This is a genomic window from Pseudomonas sp. LBUM1653, assembly GCF_059716115.1.
The window spans coordinates 5,167,782-5,190,733 of the sequence record NZ_CP166803.1 but is presented as its reverse complement, the minus strand read 5'-3'; the positions used below and the strand labels follow the sequence as shown (position 1 = coordinate 5,190,733).

2 protein-coding genes are annotated in these 22,952 nt (G+C 64.1%); both read left to right on the top strand.

Translation table 11 applies throughout. The features are described 5' to 3' along the window. Positions 1-131 precede the first annotated feature (131 nt). A complete protein-coding gene (locus ACA054_RS23320) occupies positions 132-11,126 on the top strand; it encodes an amino acid adenylation domain-containing protein (RefSeq protein WP_497686363.1) in 10,995 nt (3,664 codons plus the stop codon). Then, a complete protein-coding gene (locus tag ACA054_RS23315; RefSeq protein ID WP_497686362.1) occupies positions 11,126-22,879 on the top strand; it encodes a non-ribosomal peptide synthase/polyketide synthase in 11,754 nt (3,917 codons plus the stop codon). The genes ACA054_RS23320 and ACA054_RS23315 overlap by 1 nt, the downstream gene beginning before the upstream one ends. The last annotated feature ends 73 nt before the right edge of the window (positions 22,880-22,952 follow it).

Here is a 22,952-nt window from a genome sequence, read left to right as displayed (position 1 = left end):
CAACACCTTCAAACATCGCGCTCCACCTCCCTTCTGATAGTTGTTCTCATTCGCTAATTTTTCCGGTCTGCATTCGTTTTATAGGGACGACGTGCCTTTGTGCTTCCCGCCACTGATCCGGATGCTGAGAAATGAATGCTGAAGACTCCTTGAAACTTGCTCGCCGGTTTATCGGGTTGCCCGTGGAAAAGCGCCAGATGTTCCTTGCGGCCTTGCACAAGGAGGGCGTGGATTTCGCCCGGTTTCCGATACCTGCCGGGGTAGAGGCCGAGGATCGCCAGGCGCTGTCGTACGCCCAGCAACGCATGTGGTTTCTCTGGCAGCTGGACCCGCAAAGCGGCGCCTATAACCTGCCGGGTGCGGTGCGCTTGACCGGTCGTCTGAATCTGCCGGCGCTGGAGCAGGCGTTCGCCAGCCTGGTGGCGCGCCACGAAACCTTGCGCACGGTGTTCGCCCCCCAGGCCGACGACAGCTTACTGCAAGTGCCGGCCACGGCGCCGCTGGTGATCGAACAGGTGGATTTCAGCGCCTTGCCGGCCACCGCGCGCGAGCAGGCCGTGGCCGAGACTGCCGAGCAGCAATCGGTGCTGCCGTTCGATCTGGGCACCGGCCCGCTGCTGCGCGTCACCTTGCTCAAGCTCGCCGAGCAGGAGCACGTCCTGCTGCTGACCCTGCACCACATCGTGTCCGACGGCTGGTCGATGAACGTGCTGATCGACGAGTTCATCCGCTGCTACGACGCCTTCGATGCCGGTGCACAACCGCACCTGCCACCCTTGCCGATCCAGTACAGCGACTACGCCTTGTGGCAACGCCGCTGGCTGGAGGCTGGCGAGCAGGCGCGTCAGCTCGACTACTGGCAGGCGCAACTGGGCGACGAGCATCCGGTGCTGGAGCTGCCCACCGATCACCCGCGCCCGGCGATGCCGAGCTATCGCGGCACCCGTTACGAGTTCGCCGTGGACGGGCAACTGGCTGAGCAACTGCGGGCCACCGCGCAGAAACACAACATCACCCTGTTCATGCTGCTGCTCGGCGCCTTCAACGTGCTGCTGCACCGCTACACCGGGCAGACCGACATCCGCGTCGGCGTCCCTATCGCCAACCGCAACCGCGCCGAGATCGAAGGCCTGATCGGCTTCTTCGTCAACACCCAGGTGCTGCGCACGCAACTGGACGGCCAAACCCGGGTCGACGAACTGCTGAGTCGCATCAAGGAAACCGCGCTCGGCGCCCAGGCCCACCAGGACCTGCCATTCGAGCGCCTGGTCGAAGCGCTGAAACTGGAACGCAGCCTCAGCCACACGGCACTGTTCCAGGTGATGTACAACCACCAGCCGCAGGTCGCGGACATTTCCACGGTGACCACGGCGTCTGGCCTGGCGCTGGGCATGATCGAGTGGCAAGGGCGCACCACGCAGTTCGATCTCACCCTCGACACCTTCGAAAAAGGCGGCAAGCTGCACGCCGCGCTGACCTACGCCAACGACCTGTTCGACGCCGGGACCATCGCGCGCATGGCACAGCACTGGACCCACCTGCTGCACGGCATGGTCAGCGACTCGCAGCAGCGCATCAGCGATTTGCCGCTGCTGGAGCAGGCCGAATACCAGCGCATCGTCCACGATTGGAACCGCGCCGAGGACAGCGCCCCGCAGGCTGTGTGCATTCATCAGTTGATCGACCAGCAAGTGGCGGCGACCCCGGATGCGCTTGCCGCGACCTTCGCCACCCGCCAACTGACCTACCGCGAACTCGACCAACAAGCCAATCGCCTGGCACACAAGCTGATCGAGCTCGGCGTCGGCCCGGAAGTGCGGGTCGGCGTGGCCATGCAGCGCTCCGAGCAACTGTTGGTGGCCTTGTTGGCGGTGCTCAAGGCCGGTGGTGCCTACGTGCCACTGGACCCGGATTACCCGGCCGAACGCGTCGCCTACATGCTCGAAGACAGCCGCGCCCTGGTGCTGCTGACCGAGCAGGCGGTCGCCGCAACGCTGAACGTGGCGTCCGGGACGCAAGTGTTGTCGATGGACGATATCGAGGCGGTGCTCGCCGATTACCCGAGCAGCGCCCCGATCACCCGCGTCACGCCGGACAACCTGGCCTACGTGATCTACACCTCCGGTTCCACCGGCAAGCCCAAGGGCGTGGCGATTGCGCATCGCAACGTGCTGGCGCTGATCGACTGGTCGCAGACGGTGTACAACTGCGACGACATTCAAGGCGTGCTAGCGTCGACGTCGGTGTGCTTCGACCTGTCGGTGTGGGAGCTGTTCGTCACCCTGGCCAACGGCGGTTCGCTGATCATTGCCCGCAACGCCCTGGAGTTACCGCAGCTGGCGGCCCGGGATCAGGTGCGCTTGATCAACACCGTGCCGTCGGCGATCAACGCGCTGCAACGCGACGGGCAGATTCCGCCGAGCGTGCGCATCATCAACCTGGCCGGTGAGCCGTTGAAGCAGAGCCTGGTTGACGCGCTGTATCAGCAGCTGACAGTCGAGCACGTCTTCGATCTGTACGGCCCGTCGGAAGACACCACCTATTCCACCTGGACCCGTCGCGAAGCCGGTGGCCGCGCCAATATCGGTCGGCCGCTAAAGCACACCGCCAGCTACCTGCTGGATGCGGACCTGCAACCGGTGCCACAAGGCGTATCCGCCGAGCTGTACCTCAGCGGCGCGGGCATCACCCGTGGGTACCTGGCACGGCCAGGCCTGACCGCTGAAAAATACGTACCCAACCCGTTTTCCAGCACCGGCGAACGCCTGTACCGCACCGGTGACCTGACCCGTTATCAGGCCGACGGCACCTTGCAGTACGTTGGCCGTATCGACCATCAGGTCAAGGTCCGTGGCTTCCGTATCGAGCTGGGTGAAATCGAAGCGCGGCTGTTGCAACAGGACTCGGTGCGCGAACTGGCAGTGCTGGTCCAGGACGGTATCAACGGTCAGCACTTGGTGGCCTACATCGTGCCGAACGATTCGGCGTTGCTGGACGACCTCGACGCGCAAGCGACCCTGCGTGAATCCCTGAAGGCGGCCTTGCGCTGGCACCTGCCGGACTACATGGTCCCGGCGTTCCTGCTGTTCCTCGAGCAACTGCCGCTGACCCCCAACGGCAAGCTCGACCGCAAGGCGTTGCCGGCGGTGGACGGCAGCCAGCAACAACGCGAACACATCGCGCCACGCAGTGCGCTGGAAAAATCCCTCGCCGCGATCTGGCAGGACGTGCTGGCCATCGACAACGTCGGCCTGGAAGACAACTTCTTCGAGCTGGGCGGCGACTCCATCGTCTCGATGCAGGTGGTCAGCCGCGCACGGCAGGCCGGGATCGTGCTCAGCCCCAAGGACCTGTTCCAGCACCAGACCATCCGCAGCCTGGCCCAGGCGGCGCGCAGTGGCGAGCAGCAACTGGTCGACCAGGGCCCGGCTAGCGGCGCGGTGGCGTTGGCGCCGGTGCAACACTGGTTCTTCGAACAGTCGATCCCTGCGCGTCAGCACTGGAACCAGTCGCTGTTGCTGGTGCCGCGCGAGGCGTTGAACGTCGAAGCGCTGGACCGCGCCCTGGAACAATTGCTCACCCATCACGACAGCCTGCGCCTGTGTTATCAACAGAATGCCAGCGGTTGGCAGCAGGCCTATGCCGCGCCGACCACCGACTCGGTGTTGTGGCAACGCCAGGCACAATCGGTCGAAGCACTGAACGCCTTGTGCGATAAAGCCCAGCGCAGTCTCGACTTGCAGAGCGGCCCGTTGCTGCGCGCACTGCTTGTTTCGATGGCTGACAGCAGCGAGCGTTTGCTGCTGGTGGTTCACCATTTGGCAGTGGACGGTGTTTCCTGGCGTGTGCTGCTGGAAGATCTTCAGCACTTCTACGACGGCGGCACCAAGCCTGCGAAAACCAGCTCGTATCAACGCTGGGTCTCGCGCTTGCAGGAGCATCTGCCAGCCTTCGAACACAGCCTCGGCCACTGGCAGACCCAACTGCAAGACGCGCCAGACGACCTGCCGTGCGAGCGCCCGAACGGTGCGCTGGAAAACCGCTTCGAACACAAACTCGAACTCAAGCTCGATACCGAGCAAACCCGTAAGCTGCTGCAACAGGCCCCGGCGGCCTACCGCACCCAGGTCAACGACCTGCTGCTGGCCGCACTGGCCCGCGCTGTTTGCCTTTGGAGCGGGCAGGGCAGCGCGCTGATCCAGCTCGAAGGCCATGGCCGCGAAGACCTGTTCGATGACGTCGACCTGACCCGCAGCGTCGGCTGGTTCACCAGCCTGTTCCCGGTCCATCTGAAACCCGCTGCCGACCTTGGCGCATGTATCAAGTCCATCAAGGAACAACTGCGCAACGTTCCGGACAAAGGCCTGGGTTATGGCGCGCTGCGCTACCTCGGTACGCCTGAGGTCCGAGCCGAACTGGCGGCGCTGGCGCAGCCGCGCGTCACCTTCAACTACTTGGGGCAGTTCGACCGTCAGTTCGATGAAGGCGCGTTGTTCACCCCTTCCACCGAAGGCAACGGCGTGGCGCAGGACCCGGCGGCGCCGCTGGGCAACTGGCTGACGGTTGAGGGGCAGGTCTACGGTGGCGAGTTGTCCCTGAGCTGGGGCTTCAGCCGCGAGATGTTCGACGTAGCGACCATCCAGGGTCTGGCCGACGAATACGCGCTGCAACTCAACGCGTTGATCGATCACTGCTGCACGCTGCCAGCACCCCAGGCCACGCCATCGGACTTCCCGTTGGCGCGGATCGATCAGGCGCAGCTCGACGGGTTGCCGCTCAGTGTTGCGGCCCTCGAAGACCTATACCCGCTGTCGCCGATGCAGCAGGGCATGCTCTTTCACACCCTGTACGAGCCGCAAGTCGGCGCCTATATCAGTCAGCTACGCCTGGACATCGGCGGCCTGGACAGCGATCGTTTCACCCGGTCCTGGCAGGCCGCGCTCGAGCGTCACGACATCCTGCGCAGCAGCTTCCACTGGCAAGGCCTCGACCTGGCGCATCAGGCGATTGCCCGTCAGGTCGCGTTGCCGCTGCAAGTGCTTGAAGCGACCGATACCGACGCGCTGGCCGATGCCGAACGCGCTCAAGGTTTCGAACTGGGTACGGCACCGCTGTTCCGTTTGAAGCTGGTGCGTACCGGCACTGATGCCTGGCACCTGATCTACACCAGCCATCACATCCTGATGGACGGCTGGAGTAATGCGCAGTTGCTGGCGCAAGTGATCGAGCATTACGCCGCCGGGCAAGCGCTGCCGGCGGCCACCGGGCAGTACCGCGATTACCTGGGCTGGTTGCAGCAGCAATCGACGATCGCTGGCGAACAGTTCTGGAAAGCAGCCCTGGCGCCGCTTGAAGCGCCAACGCTGCTGGCCGAAGCCTTGCGCCCTCCGGTCGGTGGCGAAGGCAGCGAGGATTATCGCGTGGCCATCGACCGTCGCGTAACCCAGCGTCTGGCCGAGTTCGCCCGGCAGCAGAAAGTCACCCTCAACACGGTGCTGCAAGCGGCGTGGAGCCTTCTGCTGCAACGCTACACCGGCCAGGATTGCGTGGTGTTCGGCGCCACCGTGGCCGGGCGTTCGGCGCCGTTGCCGGGCATCGAAGAACAACTCGGGCTGTTCATCAACACGCTGCCGCTGGTGTGCACGATGAAGCCCGATCAGAGCGTCAGCCAGTGGCTGGGTGAGTTGCAAGGCCTGAACCTGGCCATGCGTGAGTTCGAGCATGTGCCGCTGTACGACATTCAGGGTTGGGCGGGGCAGCAGGGTTCGGCGCTGTTCGACAGCCTGCTCGTGTTCGAAAACTTCCCGGTGGCCGAAGCGTTGAAACAAGGTGCGCCGGCCGGGTTGTCGTTCGGCAATCTGCACAACCACGAACGCACCCACTATCCGTTGACGTTGGGCATTGAACTGGGAGAAGGCCTGGGGTTGGAGTTCAGTTATGATGCGGCGCGTTTCAGCGCGGCTCAGGTCGCTCAGCTATCGGCCAATTTACAGCATCTGCTGACGCAGCTGGTGGCAGCGCCGGACGCAGCGTTAGGTGAGTTGGAACTGCTCGATGTCGAGGGCAAAAACGCGGTGCTCGCGATCAGCCAGCCGCCTGCGGTTGAGTTATCCACAACGCTTTTGGCCCACGAACAAATCGCCGCGCAAGCCGCTACCACTCCAGAAGCACTGGCATTGCAGGTGGACGGCCACACCCTGAGCTACGGCCAACTCAATGCACAAGCCAACCACCTGGCCCAGCGCCTGATCGACAACGGCGCCGGCCCCGGCAAGCGTGTCGGCCTGGCCGTGCGTCGCGGTCCGCAACTGATCGTCAGCCTGCTGGCGGTACTGAAAAGCGGCGCGGCCTACGTGCCACTGGACCCGAAATACCCGGCCGAACGCCTGGCCTACATGATCGACGACAGCCGCCTCGACGTGTTGCTGTGCGAGTCCGGTCTGCTGGAAGACCTGCCGTTGCCGGCCGGGCTGGCACGCCTGCGCCTCGAAGACACCACGGTCCCTGTAGGAGCGAAGCTTGCTCGCGAAGACGGTCTCCCCGTCGCCGAAGATCTCGCCTACATCATCTACACCTCCGGCTCCACCGGCCAACCCAAAGGCGTGGCCATCACCCACGACGCTTTACGCGAGTTCTGCCAAACCGCCGCCGATTACTCAAAGCTGTCGCCAACGGACCGCGTCTTGCAGTTCGCCACCTTCAGCTTCGACGGCTTCGTTGAGCAATGCTTCCCGACGTTGTGTGTCGGCGCGGCGTTGATCATGCGCGGCGATGAGCTGTGGGACGCAGGTCGACTGGCTGCTGAAATCGTCGAGCAAGGCGTAACCGTGGCCGACTTGCCGGCCGCTTATTGGTTCCTGCTGGCCCGCGAATGTGCCAGTGGTGTAGTGCAAAGCCTCGGCGATTTGCGCCAGGTGCACGTCGGCGGCGAAGCCATGTCGGTGGAAGGCCTGCGCCTGTGGCATCAGGCCGGTTTGAGTCACGTGCGCCTGCTCAACACCTACGGGCCGACCGAAGCGACGGTGGTGTCCAGCGTGCAGGAGTGCCGCCTGGAGGATGCCAGCGATGCATTCGGCATTCCGATCGGTCGCGCCATTGCCGGCCGTGCCCTGTATGTGCTGGATGCGGCCGGTCAGTTGCTGCCGGCCGATGGCGTCGGCGAGTTGTGCATCGGCGCGCCGGCCTGCCTGGCGCAAAGCTATTTCGACCGTCCGGCGCTGACCGCCGAACGCTTCCTGCCAGACCCCTTCGCCCGTGAGCCGGGCGCACGGCTGTACCGCAGTGGCGACCTGGCGCGCTACAACGCCAAGGGCGCTCTGGAATACGTCGGGCGTATCGACCATCAAGTGAAGATTCGCGGTTTCCGCATCGAGATGGGTGAGATCGAAGCCAGTCTGCAAGCCCGGGACGAGGTGCGCGAAGCCGCCGTCATCGCCCAGGACGGCACACAACTGGTGGCGTACGTCGTGGCCAGCGGCCCGGTGGTTCACGAGGCTGACTATCTGGACGGACTCAAAGCCGTCCTGCGCCAGTCGCTGCCGGAATACATGGTGCCCAACCACATGGTCCTGCTGGACAAGTTGCCGCTCAACAACAACGGCAAGCTCGACCGCAAGGCCCTGCCACGGATCGAAGCGGGCGATATGCATCGCGACTTTGTTGCCCCGACGCAAGGGCTGGAAACGCAACTCGCGCAGATATGGCGAGACGTGTTGCAGGTCGAGAAAGTCGGTCGCGACGACAACTTCTTCGAGCTGGGCGGCCATTCGTTGCTGGTGCTGCAAGTGATCTCCCGTGTACGTCAGCAACTGCAACTTGAGCTGTCGGTGAGCAGCCTGTTCTCCGCGGCGAATCTGGCGGAGTTTGCCGAGCGCGCCGCGCAAGCGAACCTCAGTGGCCAGCCGCAGTTGCAACGCGCATCGGACGATCAGCCACGCATCCTGTCCTACGCCCAGCAACGCCAGTGGATTCTCTGGCAACTGTACCCGCACAGCGCGGCCTACAACATCCCGGCGGCGCTGCGCCTCAAAGGCCCGCTGAACCGCGAAGCCCTGCGCAAAACCTTCGCGCAGTTGCAGGTCCGCCACGAAACCCTGCGCACCACCTTCGATCAGGATGGTCAGCAGACGCGCCCGGTAGTGCATGTCGAGCTGCCGTTGCAGTTCAACGAACGGCCAATCAATGAGTCGGCGATCAACAGTGCGGTGGCCGCAGAAATCGCCCAGCCTTTCGATCTGCGCAACGGCCCACTGTGGCGCGTATTGCTGCTGCAAGTCGGCGCCGAAGACCATGTGCTGGTGCTCACCGTGCACCACATCGCCGCCGATGGCTGGTCGATGCAGGTGATGGTCGATGAATTCAGCGCGCTGTATCAGGCTGCTGTTGAAGAGCGTGCCGCCAACCTGTCGGCACTGCCGGTGACTTACAGCGACTACGCCCGTTGGCAACGCGACTGGCTGGAGGCCGGCGAGGGCGCACGGCAACTGGCGTGGTGGCGCGAGCAACTGGACGGCAGCCAGGCGCCGTTGGAATTACCGAGTGAACTGAGCCGCCCTGCCCGTCGCAGCGAACGCGGCGCCAGCCTGCTGTTGCAGGTCGATCGCGACTTGCTCGCCGGTCTGCGACAGCGTGCGCAAGAACAGCAAGTGACGCTGTTCATACTGTTGCTGGCGAGTTTCCAGACCTTGCTGCACCGCCAGAGCGGGCAATCGGGCATCAGCGTCGGCGTGCCGAGTGCCGGCCGTTCGCGCCTGGAAACCGAAGGCCTGATCGGCTTCTTCATCAATACCCAGGTGCTGCGTGCCGAGATCGACGGGCAGCAACCTTTCAGCAAGTTGCTGCAACAGGTCAAGCAAGTCGCGCTGGACGCGCAGGCTTATCAGGACTTGCCGTTCGAGCAACTGGTGGATGCTTTGCAGTCGGACCGCAGCCTGAATCACAGTCCGTTGTTCCAGGTGCTCTACAACCATCAGCAAAAACTGGGCGCCAGTGTCGAGCGCGCGGTAGCCGATTTGCAGGTCGAGCGACTTCACTGGCAGCAACACACCGCGCAGTTCGATTTGGTGCTCGATACCCAGGAGCAGGGCGACACTCTGGACGCCAGCCTGAGCTACGCCACCGATCTGTACGACGAGGCCTCGATGCAGCGCTTCGCCGAGCAGTGGCTGAACCTGTTGCGCGCAGTGGTCGAAAACCCACAGCAGCGCGTCGCCGAATTGGCATTGCTGCAAGCGCCGCAAAAGCACGCGTTGATCCAGCACTGGAATCCGACCTTCGAAGCGCAAGCGCAATCGCCAACCTTGCATCAGTTGTTCGAAGCCCAAGCCGCCCAACGCCCGGACGCCATCGCGCTGTCCTGCGAAGGCGAGCAACTCACCTATGCCGCACTCAACGCCCAGGCCAACCGCCTGGCGCGCAAACTGCGCGAGCAGGGTGTCGGCCCCGAAGTGCGGGTGGGTATCGCCACCGAGCGGGCGATGCCGCTGGTGGTCGGCTTGCTGGCGATTCTCAAGGCCGGTGGCGCCTACGTGCCACTGGACCCGCAATACCCGGCCGAGCGCCTGAGCTACATGATCGATGACAGCGGCATTGGCTTGCTGTTGACCCAGGCTCACCTGATCGACGGCTTGCCGGCCCGCGAAGGCGTGCAGGTCCTGGACCTGGCGGCCTTGCAGCTGGACCACTACAGCGCCGACAACCTGGCGCCGTTGGCGACCCCGGACAATCTCGCCTACGTGATCTACACCTCCGGCTCCACCGGCCGACCCAAGGGCGCATTGCTCAGCCACGGCAACGTCGGTCGTTTGTTCACGGCCACCGCTGCCGAATTCAATTTCGGCGCGGACGATGTCTGGACCCTGTTCCACTCCTATGCCTTCGATTTCTCGGTGTGGGAGTTGTTCGGTTCACTGTGCACCGGCGGGCGCCTGGTGATCGTGCCGTACTACATCAGCCGCGAACCGCAGGAGTTCCACCGCTTGCTCTGCGATGAAGGGGTGACGGTGTTGAACCAGACCCCGACGGCCTTCCGTCAGTTGTTGCCGATAGCCTGCGCCAGCCCGCGCCACCTGGCGTTGCGCCAGGTGATCTTCGGTGGCGAAGCACTGGAAGTGGCCAGCCTGCGTCCCTGGTTCGAACGCTTCGGCGACCAGCAACCCACCCTGGTGAACATGTACGGCATCACCGAAACCACGGTGCACGTGACCTACCGCGCGATCCGCCTGGCCGACCTCGACGGCAAGGCCCAGAGCCCGATCGGCCTGCCGATCCGCGACCTGCGCTGGTACTTGCTCGACAGCCAGTTGCAACCGGTGCCGGTGGGCGTGGCGGGTGAGTTGTACATCGCCGGCGCCGGCCTGGCGCGCGGTTATCACGGGCGTTCCGGCTTGACCGCCGAGCGCTTTGTGCCAAGCCCGTTCGATGCTGCGCATCGTCTCTATCGCAGCGGCGACCTGGCGCGCCAGCGTGCCGACGGCAGCATCGACTACCTGGGGCGCATCGACCAGCAAGTGAAGATCCGCGGATTCCGCATCGAACTGGGCGAGATCGAAGCGGCAGTGCTGGCGCAACCGGGCGTGCGTCAGGCGGTGATCAGCGTGCATGTCGATGACGGCGGCCCGCAGCTGTGCGCCTACGTCGTCGCCGAACACCTCCCGGACGATCCGATCGCCTGGCGCAACAACCTGCGTGCCGCGCTCAAGGTCGACTTGCCGGACTACATGGTGCCCAGCCACTGGCTGTTGCTCGATGCCTTGCCGCTGACCAGCAACGGCAAGCTCGATCGCAAGGCCTTGCCAGTGCCGGATGCCGAGGACTGGCAACGACCGTTCGAAGCCCCCGAGGGCGAGCTCGAACAGCAACTGGCGGCGATCTGGGTCGACGTACTCGGCGTGGCGCAGATCGGCCGGCGCGACAACTTCTTTGAATTGGGCGGGCATTCGCTGCTCGCCGCCCAGGCCAGTGCCCGTGTGGAACTGGTACTGGGTATCGAGCTGCCGCTGCGCGCGCTGTTCGAAAGCAACGACCTTCAGGCTTATGCCGCCACGGCCGGGCACCAAGCCCCGACTGACAACGATGCACGTCTGGATGCGCTTGAGTCGCTTCTGGACGAGATGGAGATCAACTGATGGAACACAGCACCGCTTCGCGTATCGCCTCCCGCTTCGCTGGCCTGCCTGCCGACAAGCGCCGCGAGTTTCTGGCAAAAATGCAGGAGCAGGGCGTGAGCTTCGGCCAACTGCCGATCCCGCCCGCCGCCGAGCCGCAAGCGATGTTTGAGCTGTCCTATGCGCAGCAGCGCCAATGGTTCCTCTGGCAGCTCGACCCGCAGAGCTCGGCCTACAACATTCCCGCGGCCCTGCGTCTGCACGGGCCGCTGAACCTTGCGGCGCTGCAACAGAGTTTCGATGTATTGCTGGAGCGGCATCAGAGCCTGCGCAGCCGTTTCGTCGAGGACGACGGCCAAGTGATGCAAGCTCTTGCGAGCTTCAACACGCTGCCCATCGAACAGCACGATCTGCGCGCCGTACCCGAGGCACTGCGCCTTGAATCGGCGATGAAAAAAGTCGAAGCGGAGATTGCCCGGCCGTTCGACCTGCAACACGGCCCGCTGTTGCGCGTCAGCCTGTTGCAGCTGGACGTTGATGACCACGTGTTAGTGCTGACCCTGCACCACATCGTCACCGATGGCTGGTCGATGGGAGTACTGGTCGAGGAATTTTCCCTGCTCTACGCGGCCCATTGCCAGGGCCACAGCGCTGAGCTGGAAACGTTGCCGATCCAGTATTCGGACTATGCCGCTTGGCAGCGTCGCTGGATGGAAGCGGGGGAGCTTGCGCGTCAACTCAATTGGTGGCGAGAAAAGCTCGGCAGCGAACAGCCGCTGCTGGAATTGCCCACCGACCGTCCACGCCCGGCGCAACCAAGCCAGCAGGGCGCGCGCCTGGATTTCGCCCTCGACTCAACATTGGCCAGCGGCCTGATGAGCCTGGCCAAACAGCGCGGCGTCACGCCGTTCATGCTGTTGCTGGCGAGTTTCCAGGCCTTGCTCTATCGCTACAGCGGCCAGGCCGACCTGCGCATCGGCGTACCCATCGGCAACCGTAACCGTGCGGAAACCCGTGGCCTGATCGGCTTCTTCGTCAACACCCAGGTAATGCGCGCCGAACTCGATGGCCGGCTGCCGTTCACCCAGTTGCTCGACCAGACCCGCGCCTTTGCGCTGGATGCCCAGGATTATCAGGACTTGCCGTTCGAGCGCCTGGTGCAGGCGCTGCAAGGCGAGCGCAGCCTGAGCCACAGCCCGTTGTTCCAGGTGATGTTCAACCACCAGCAGGCCAAACCCGCAGCCGTCAGCGGCTTGCTGGCCGGCCTGCGGGTTGAAGCGCTGAACGCCACGGCGCACACCACGCAATTCGATCTGCAATTGGACACTCAGGAAGAGGGCGACAAACTGTTCGCCAGCCTGACCTACGCCACCGACCTGTTCGGCGCCGAACGCATCGAGCACCTGGCTCGGCATTGGCGCAACCTGCTGGCCGGGGTGCTGGCGAACCCGCAAACCCCGCTGGCCGAATTGCCGTTGCTGGAGGCCGACGAGCGCTTGCGCATCCTTGACGACCTCAACGACACCGCTCAAGCCTATCCGGGTGAAGTCTGCGTTCAGCGGCATTTCGAAGAACGCGTGGTTGAAAATCCTCAAGCGACGGCGCTGGTGTTCCAGGGCCAGTCCTTGAGCTACGCCGAGCTGAACCTGCGGGCCAACCGCCTGGCTCACCACTTGCGCGCCCAGGGTGTCGGCCCGGAAGTGATCGTGGGGATCGCTTGCGACCGTTCATTGGAAATGGTCGTTGGCCTGCTTGCAATCCTCAAGGCGGGCGGTGCCTACGTGCCGCTGGACCCGGAATATCCACTCGATCGCCTGAGCTACATGATCGAAGACAGCAGCATTTCCCTGCTGCTGACCCAGGAACATCTGCTGGCGCAACTGCCGACGCCGGACAGCGTGCGCACCCTGTGCCTGCACGGTGATACCGATTGGTTGAGCGATCTGCCGGGCACCGATCTGCCAAACCTTGCCGTGGCAGAAAACCTCGCTTACATGATCTACACCTCCGGTTCCACCGGCAAACCCAAGGGCGCGGGCAACCGCCATGTGGCGCTGCATAACCGCATCGAGTGGATGCAGGAAGCCTACAACCTGCTACCTGCGGACCGCGTGCTGCAAAAGACGCCATTCAGTTTCGACGTGTCGGTGTGGGAGTTTTTCTGGCCGCTGATGAAAGGCGCCACGCTGGTGATTGCCGCCCCGGGTGAGCATCGCGATCCGCAACGTCTCGCCGCATTGATCGTCGAGCAGTCGATCACCACTCTGCACTTCGTGCCGTCGATGCTCTCGGCGTTCATCGGCGCTGACGAAGCGCTGGATTGCACCTCGCTGACCCGCATCATTTGCAGTGGCGAAGCATTGCCGATGGAGCTGCAACGCCAGACCCTGCGCAGCCTGCCGCAAGCCAATCTGTACAACCTGTATGGCCCGACCGAAGCGGCCATCGACGTGACCCACTGGACCTGTGTGGAAGAGGGCCGCGACAGCGTGCCAATCGGCCGGCCGATCGCCAACCTGCGCACCTTTATCCTCGACAGCGAACTGCAACCCTTGCCGCTGGGCGCGGTGGGCGAACTGTACCTGGGCGGTATCGGCCTGGCCCGTGGTTATCACGGCCGTGGCGCGTTGACCGCCGAGCGTTTCGTGGTCGACCCGTTCGGTAGCGGCGAGCGTCTGTACCGCACCGGTGACCTGGCGCGCTATCGCGCCGATGGTGCCATTGATTACTGCGGTCGGATCGACCATCAGGTGAAGATTCGCGGCCTGCGTATCGAACTGGGGGAAATCGAGGCGCGCCTGCAAGAACATGCTGACGTGCAGGAAGCCGTGGTGCTGGCCCTCGACGGCCCGAGCGGCAAGCAACTGGTGGCGTACATCGTGCCGCAGGATCGCGCTTTGCTCGGCGTCGATGCGCAGCAGCAAGGCGGCTGGCGCGAAACCCTGAAAAGCCATCTGCTCGGGAGCCTGCCGGACTACATGGTGCCGGCACAGACCGTGCTGATCGAACAGATGCCCCTGAGCCCCAACGGCAAACTCGACCGCAAGCGCCTGCCGGCACCGACCGCGCAAGTCAGCCAGCGCGCGTTCGAAGCGCCACGCAGCGAACACGAGCGCGTGCTGGCGCAGATCTGGCAGGACGTGCTGGGCCTGGAGCAGGTCGGGCGCCAGGACAACTTCTTTGAACTGGGCGGTGACTCGATCATTTCGATCCAGGTGGTCAGCCGCGCCCGCCGTGCCGGCCTGAGCCTGCAACCGCGCGACCTGTTCCAGCAGCAGACCCTGCAAGCGCTTGCCGCTGTAGTGAAAGAACAGGCAGCGTCATTGGCGCAACAAGGGCCAGTGGATGGCGTGCAAACACTCACGCCAATCCAGCGCTGGTTCTTCGAAGAACCGATCCCGCAGCGTGCCCACTGGAACCAGGCGGTGTTGCTGACGCCGCGCGAAACCCTCGAACTGCCGCGCTTGCAAGGCGCCTTGCAACGGGTGCTCAAGCAACACGATGCCCTGCGCTTGCGTTTCAGCCAGGTCGACGGCCAATGGTCGGCGCGATACGTCGGCGCCGACAGTGCCGATGTCATCGACATGCTCTGGACCGCCCGCGTCGCCAGCGATGCGTCGCTCGAGTCGGTGTGCGACGAAGCCCAGCGCAGCCTCAGCCTGCAGGACGGGCCGCTGCTGCGCGTGGCGCTGATCGCCCAGGCCGATGGTTCGCAGCGGTTGCTGTTGGTCATCCACCATCTGGCGGTGGACGGGGTTTCCTGGCGAGTGCTGCTGGAGGATTTGCAGGCGGCTTATCAAGGTGAAGAACTGCCACCGAAGACCAGCGCTTTCCAGGCTTGGGCAGAAAAACTCGATACCTTCGCACGCTCCGAAACCGCCGCCAATGAACTGGACTGGTGGCAAGCGCAACTGGCCGGTGCCAGTGATTCGCTGCCGGCAGCCAACGCCCAAGCCAGTCAGGCCGGGCATCTGCGTCAGGGCGTGAGCATCGGCCTGGACCGCGAACAAACCCGGCAGCTGTTGCAACAAGCCCCGGCAATCTATCGCACTCAGGTCAACGACCTGCTGCTGACCGCGCTGGCCCGCAGCCTCAGCCGCTGGACCGGTCACGCGTCGGCATTGATCCAGCTCGAAGGCCATGGCCGCGAAGAGCTGTTCGACGACATCGACCTGACCCGCACCGTCGGCTGGTTCTCCAGCCTGTTCCCGGTGCGCCTGACGCCGACTGCCGACCTCGGCGGCTCGATCAAGGCGATCAAGCAGCAACTGCGGGAAATCCCCGGCAAAGGCCTGGGCTACGGTTTGTTGCGCTACATGGGCGATGCTTCGGCACAAGCGGCCCTGGCCGCATTGCCTCAGGCTCGGGTGACCTTTAACTACCTCGGCCAGTTCGACCAGAGCTTTGCCGAAGACGCTTTGTTCACGCCGGCCCGGGAGTCCAGCGGTGCTGCGCAATCGGCAGATGCACCGTTGCCGAACTGGCTGTCGGTGGACGGTCAGGTCTATGGCGGTGAACTGAAACTCGACTGGACCTTCAGCCGCGAATGCTTTGACCTGCGCGAGATCGAAGCCCTTGCGAACGATTTCCACGCTGAACTGTTGGCGCTGATCGACCATTGCCTGAGCGATGGCGCGGGTGGCGTAACCCCGGCGGACTTCCCGCTGGCGCGTTTGAGCCAAGTGCAACTCGACGCGCTGCCGGTACCGCCGGCGCAGATCGAGGACGTGTATCCGCTGTCGCCGATGCAGGCCGGTTTGCTGTTCCACAGCCTCTACGAATCGCAGTCCGGCGCCTATGTGAACCAGCTCAGCGTCGAGGCTTGTGGCCTCGACGCCGAACGCCTCGGGCGTGCCTGGCAAGCCGTGCTCGACAGCCACGCGATCCTGCGCAGCAGCTTCCACTTCCCCGAAGGGTTCGAGGCGCCGGTGCAACTGGTGCATCGTCATCTGCGATTGCCGATGACCTGCCTCGACTGGCGCAACCGCGACCATCAGGCCGAGTCGCTGCTGCAGTTGATCGACAGTGAACGCCTGCAACTTGATTCGACCAAGGCACCGTTGATGCGCCTGACCCTGGTGCGCCTGGATGACGATCGCCAGCAATTGATCTACACCCACCATCACCTGCTGCTCGACGGCTGGAGCAATTCGCTGCTGCTCAGTGAAGTCCTGCAGCGTTATGCCGAGCAAGACGTACAAGCGCCAACCGGGCGTTTCTCCGATTACATCGGCTGGTTGCAACGTCAGGATGCCGAGGCTGACGAACTGTTCTGGCGCGAGCAACTGGCGAGCCTCGACAACCCGACGCTGCTGGCTGAAAGCCTGGCCCACAACAACCTGTCGGACACCGCATTTGCCGACCATCGCCAGACCTTCGATGTCGCCACCAGCAAACGCTTCAGCGATTTTGCCCGTCAGCAGAAAGTCACCCTCAACACCTTGGTCCAGGGCGCGTGGGCGCTACTGCTGCAACGCTACAGCGGCCAACGCAGCGTCGCATTCGGCGCCACGGTGGCGGGGCGTCCGGTGGACTTGCCCGGGGCCGAAAGCCAGCTTGGCCTGTTCATCAACACCTTGCCGGTGATCAGCAGCCCGGACGCCATCGAAAGCGTCGAGCAATGGCTGACGCGCTTGCAGGCGCAAAACCTGGAGCTGCGCGAGCACGAATTCACCGCCCTCGGTGACATTCAGCGCTGGGCTGGACGTGCCGGTGAACCGCTGTTCGACAGCCTGCTGGTGTTTGAAAACTTCCCGGTGGCCGAAGCCTTGCAACAGGGCGCACCGGCCGGCTTGAGTTTCTCGATTCCACAGAACCACGAGCGCACCAACTTCCCGTTGACCCTGGCAGCCACTGCCGAAAGCCAGCTGAGCCTGAACTGGAGCTACCAGTGCAGCCATTTCAGCAGTACTGCCATTGCGCGCATGAGCGAGCACCTGGCCGCGTTGCTGGCGGCGATGGTTGCCGCACCACAAGCAGCGTTAAGTGAGCTGGGCCTGCTGACCGCGCCAGAACGCACGCAGCAATTGCTGGAGTGGAACCCACCGTTCACCGTGGAAGAAAACCCGCTGTGCGTGCATCAACTGATCGAGGCCCAGGCCGGTATCCGACCTGACGCCACGGCGTTGATCTTCAACGATCTGAAGTTGAGTTTCGACCAGCTCAATCGCCGCGCCAACCGCCTGGCCCACCACTTGCGCGGGCGCGGCATCGGCCCCGAAGTGCGGGTCGGCCTGGCCATGCAGCGGTCGCCAGAAATGATCATCGGCCTGCTGGCGATCCTCAAGGCCGGCGGCGCCTACGTGCCGCTGGATCCGGCCTACCCGGCGGAGCGCCTGCGCTACCTGATGGACGACAGCGGGATTGCGCTGCTGATCAGCCAATCCTGGTTGCGGGAAAAACTGCCACTGCCCGAAGGCTTGCCGGTCCTGGAAATCGACCGTGAGCCGCTCGAGGGCATGGCCGAAACCAACCCGGTCAACCTGACCTGCGGCGAAAACCTCGCTTACCTGATCTACACCTCAGGCTCCACCGGCCGCCCTAAAGGCGTCAGCGTGGCCCACGGTCCGCTGACCATGCACTGCGTGAAGATCGGCGAGTTGTACGGCATGACCCCGGACGACCGCGAACTGCAATTTGCCTCGATCAGCTTCGACGGCGCCCATGAGCGCTGGCTGACGCCGCTGGTGTTCGGTTCGGCGGTGATGCCGCGCGACGACGAGTTGTGGAGCGTGGAGCGCACCTGCGCCGAGATTGAAAAACACGGCATCACCATCGCCTGTTTCACCCCGAGCTACCTGGGGCAGATCGCCGATTTCATGGGCGAAGCCGGGCGTGATCTGCCGATCCGCTCCTACACCCCGTGCGGGGAAGGGATGGCCAAGCATGCGTTCGACGAGGTCCAGCAAGTCCTGCAACCCAAGCGCTTGATCAACGGCTATGGCCCGACCGAAACGGTGATCACCCCGCTGATCTGGCTGGCCTATCCGGACACCGAATTCGACTCGGCGTTCATGCCGATTGGCCGGCCGGTCGGCAACCGCAGTGCCTATATCCTGGACGGCGGCTTGCAGCCGTTGCCGGTCGGCGTGGCGGGTGAGTTGTACCTGGGCGGCGAGGGCGTTGCCCGTGGTTATCACCAGCGTCCGGACCTCACCGCTGAACGTTTCGTGCCGGACCCGTTCGTACCGGGGGCGCGTCTGTACCGCAGTGGCGACCTGGCCCGGTTCCGTGCCGATGGCGTCGTCGAATACCTCGGCCGTATCGACCAGCAAGTGAAGATCCGTGGCTTCCGCATCGAGCTCGGCGAAATCGAAGCCTGCCTGCTGGAGCACGAAGGCGTGCGTGAAGCCTTCGTCATCGACCGCGAAGGTCCGGTGAACCGTCAACTGGTCGGTTACGTGGTGCCGCGCGATCCGCTGGCCGACGAGCAGGACCTGCATGAGGCACTGACCGCGCACCTGCGCAGCCGTCTGCCGGCGCACATGTTGCCGGCGCATTTGATGTGCCTGGCCTCGTTGCCACTGACGCCGAATGGCAAGCTGGATCGCCAAGGTTTGCCAGCGCCTGAAGCAACTCGACAGACTCAGGATCAGGTGGCCGCCGCGTCGCCTGCCGAAGCGCTGTTGGTGGAAATCTGGCAGGACTTGCTCGGTCTGGAATCGGTGGGCGTCACCGAGAACTTCTTCGAACTGGGCGGTGACTCGATCATCTCCCTGCAAGCGGTGAGTCGCGCCGGGCAGCGCGGACTGGTGTTCAGTCCCAAGCAGTTGTTCGAGCAGCAGACCATTCGGGCACTGGCTGCGGTGGCGAGCCGTCGTGAAACGGCTTTGATCGAAACACCGACAGTCGAGGCGTTTGGGCTGGTGCCCCACATTGATGTGGCCTCCCGCGACGGTCTGCAAGACCTCTATCCGCTGTCGCCGATGCAGCAGGGCATGCTGTTCCATTGCCTCGAATCGCCGCAGCTCAACCCTTACGTCAACCAGTTGAGCGTGGCGGTGGACGGTTTGCAGGTGCCGCGTTTCCGTGCAGCGTGGCAAGCCTTGATCGAACGTCATGAAGTGCTGCGCGCAGCGTTCCGTTGGCGCGACGGCTTGGCCGATCCGCTGCAAGCGGTGTTTGCCAGCGTCGAGTTGCCGATCGAAGAGTTCGACTGGCGCGACCGCACGGACACGGAACAAGCACTGAGCGAACTGGCCGCCGCCGAACAGGCCAAGGGCTTCGACCTGAGCTGCCCGCCGCTGATGCGTTTCATCCTGGTGCGCCTGGGTGAAGACCGTTACCAGATGATCTGGATCTACCATCACCTGCTGCTGGACGGCTGGAGTGCTTCGCGCCTGCTGGGCGAAATGCTGCGCCTGTACCACCACGACAGCCTGCCGGCGCTGACCTGGCGTTACGCGGACTACATTGCCTGGCTGCAACGTCAGGACGAGACGCAGGCAGAAGGCTTCTGGCGTGAGCGCCTGGCGTCGCTCGAGGCACCGACCATCCTGGCCACGGCATCGGGTGCCACAGGCTCCGGCCACGGCGTGATGTACAGCGACCTCGACGCCGAGGCGACGCGCAAATTGCACAGCTTCGCCAAGCGTCAGCGCGTCACCCTCAACACCCTGGTACAAGGCGCCTGGCTGTTGCTGCTGCAACGTCACAGTGGCCAACGCAGCGTGGCGTTCGGTGCCACGGTGGCGGGGCGGCCGACGGGGCTGGCCGGTGCCCAGGACATGCTCGGCCTGTTCATCAACACCTTGCCGGTGATCCAGACCCTCGATCCGCAACAGCCGCTGGGCGAGTGGCTGCGCGACTTGCAGGACTACAACCTGGCCGTGCGCGACTACGAACACACGCCATTGTCCGACGTCCAGCGCTGGGCCGGGCAGGGTGGCCAGGGCCTGTTCGACAGCATCATCGTGTTCGAAAACCATCCGGTGGATCGTGCCTTGCGCGGTGGCGAGGAAGGTGAGTTGCGCTTTGCCGAAGTCGGCAGCGGCGGCGTCACCAATTTCCCGATGGACTTGATGGTCAGCGCCAATGACCAAGGCCTGGAAGTCGAGTACCTGTACCTGCGTGATCGCTTCAGCGAACAGGAAGTGCAGCGCATTCGCGCGCAGATGGAAGGTTTGCTCCGTGCCTTGCCAGAGGACGCTGACTGCCTGCTCGGTAACATCGGCCTGCCCGAAGCACGCTTGAGCCTGCCCCAAGCCGCCAGCGATAACGCCGATCTGCTGCACAGCTTCAATCAGCATGTGCGCAGCCAACCGCAGAAAATCGCCTTGTTCTGCGAGGATCGCGAAGTCAGCTACGCCGATCTTGAAAACCAGGCCAATGGACTGGCGCAGCAATTGATCAGGCGTGGAGTCGGCCCGGAAAGCCTGGTGGCGGTGGCCTTGCCACGTTCGGAACGCACGATCGTTGCGTTCCTTGCCGTGCTCAAGGCCGGTGCGGCGTATCTGCCGCTGGACCTGTCATACCCGGCCGAGCGCCTGGCCTACATGCTCAGCGATTCGGCCGCCAGCCTGTTGCTGTGCGACAGCGATCTGGGTGATCGCCTGACACTGGCTGACAGTCCGCCACGCTTGTTGCTTGATCAGTCGAGCCTTGTTGGCAGCATCGAGTGCCCGGCGTCGCAACCGCTGCCAGGACACCTGGCGTACCTGATCTACACCTCCGGCTCCACCGGCCAGCCCAAAGGCGTGGCGGTGGAACGTGGACCGATTGCCCGGCATTGCCGCGGCATCATCGACCTCTATGAACTGGCGCCACGCAGCCGCGAACTGCACTTCATGTCGTTCGCCTTCGACGGTGCCCAGGAGCGCTGGCTGAGTGTGCTGTTGGCAGGTGGCAGCCTGGTGATTCGCGAAGACAGCCTGTGGACCCCGGAACACACCCTGGAGGTGCTGCACCGCCACAGCGTCACCGTCGCCTGCTTCCCGCCGGCGTACCTGCAACAGATGGCCGAAGTGGCCGAGCGCCTGGGCAATCCGCCGGCGGTCGAGGTGTACTGCTTTGGCGGTGATGCGGTGCCGGACGCCAGCTTCGAACAGGTCAAGCGCGCCTTGCGCCCGCAGCGCCTGGTCAACGGCTACGGCCCGACCGAAACCGTGGTCACGCCGTTGCTGTGGCGTGCCGAAGCCAGCGAAACCTGCGAGGCGGCCTATGCACCGATTGGCCGTGGTGTGGCGGGCCGTGGCTTGTACATCCTCGACGCCGACCTCAATCCGTTGCCGGTCGGTGTCAGCGGCGAGTTGTACCTGGGCGGCGAATGCCTGGCGCGTGGTTACCACCAGCGGCCGGGCATGAGCGCCGAGCGTTTCATTGCCGATCCATTCGCAGCCGGTGGTCGCATGTACCGCACCGGCGACCTGGTGCGCCAGCGCGAGTGCGGGTTGATCGACTACCTCGGCCGGCTCGACCAGCAAGTGAAGATCCGTGGATTCCGTATCGAACTGGGCGAGATCGAAGCCCGTCTGCGTGACTGCGCAGGGGTGCAGGATGCCGCCGTGGTGGTGCACGACACGCCGACCGGCAAACAGTTGGTCGGTTACGTGGTGGCCGTCGCGGCTGCCGGGCTGGATCGGCGCTTGAAGGCCGATCTGCAAGCGCAGATGCCGGACTACATGGTGCCGGCGCGGATCCTCGTGCTGGAGCGCTTCCCGCTGTCGGCCAACGGCAAGCTCGACCGTCGCGCACTACCTGTGCCGGAATGGGCACTTGGCGGTTACCGCGCGCCGCGCAATGCGCTGGAAAGCGCGCTGACCACGATCTGGCAAGAGGTGTTGGGTGTGCCGCAAGTGGGCATCGACGACAACTTCTTTGAACTCGGCGGCGACTCATTGCAAGTGCTCAAAGTCATCTCGCGGGTGCGCAGCCAGCCGCAACTGGGCTTCGAATTGAAACTGCGCGACCTGATGCAGAAACCCTGCATCGCCGAACTCAGCGGCTATCAGGTCACAGAACCGGCGCAAGCGCCGGACCCGCTGCTGGCGTTGAATGGCCGGGTCACCCACGTGCCGGCGCTGTTCTGCCTGCACGCCGGTTTCGGCACGGTGTTCGACTACGAGCCACTGGCCCGTCGCCTGGAAGGCCGGCGCACGGTGTACGGCCTGCAATGCCGCATGCTGCTCGATCCGCAATGGCAGGACCCATCGCTGCTGGCCATGGCCCAGGCCTACGCGCAGCGGATTCGCACGCAACAGCCCGAAGGCCCGTACTACCTGCTCGGTTGGTCGCTGGGTGGCGCGTTGACGCAACTGGTCGCCCATGAACTGGAAAGCCAAGGGCAGAGGGTGGTGTTTGCCGGGCTGGTCGACAGTTATGTGGCGGGTACCGCCGAGGCGGGGGACTGGCGCGAAGATTTGGCGGATTTCCTGAAGTCTGTCCTCGGTCAACCGTCTGAACAAGCACAGGCATTGATTGCCTTGAAAGGCGCAGGCCTGAACGAGCGCGAAGGTGCCGCCGCGGTGATCGAGGCAGCCATGCACGGCTCTAATGAGCACGCAGAGTTGGGCGCCAGCGAACTGACGCAGATCTTCGCCACCGGCTCGTCGCTCAAGCAACTCGCCCTGGCACAGAGGCAATTGCCGAAGGTACAGGTCGGCACCCATCGCTGGTGGGTGGCCGGGCGCGAGGATGAACGCCGGGTGTTCGAGGCCCAGGTCGGCCATCACGGTGTAGACCGTCTGTTGGCGGGAGGGCACTACGAGTTGCTGCGTGGTGAAGAGTTGCTCGACGAACTGGAAGAGCTGTTGGAGCACAGCCCGGCTATCGCGTAATTGCCACCTTACGCTCATCCCCTGTGGGAGCGAGCCTGCTCGCGAAGAGGGCCTGTCAGTCGACATCAATATT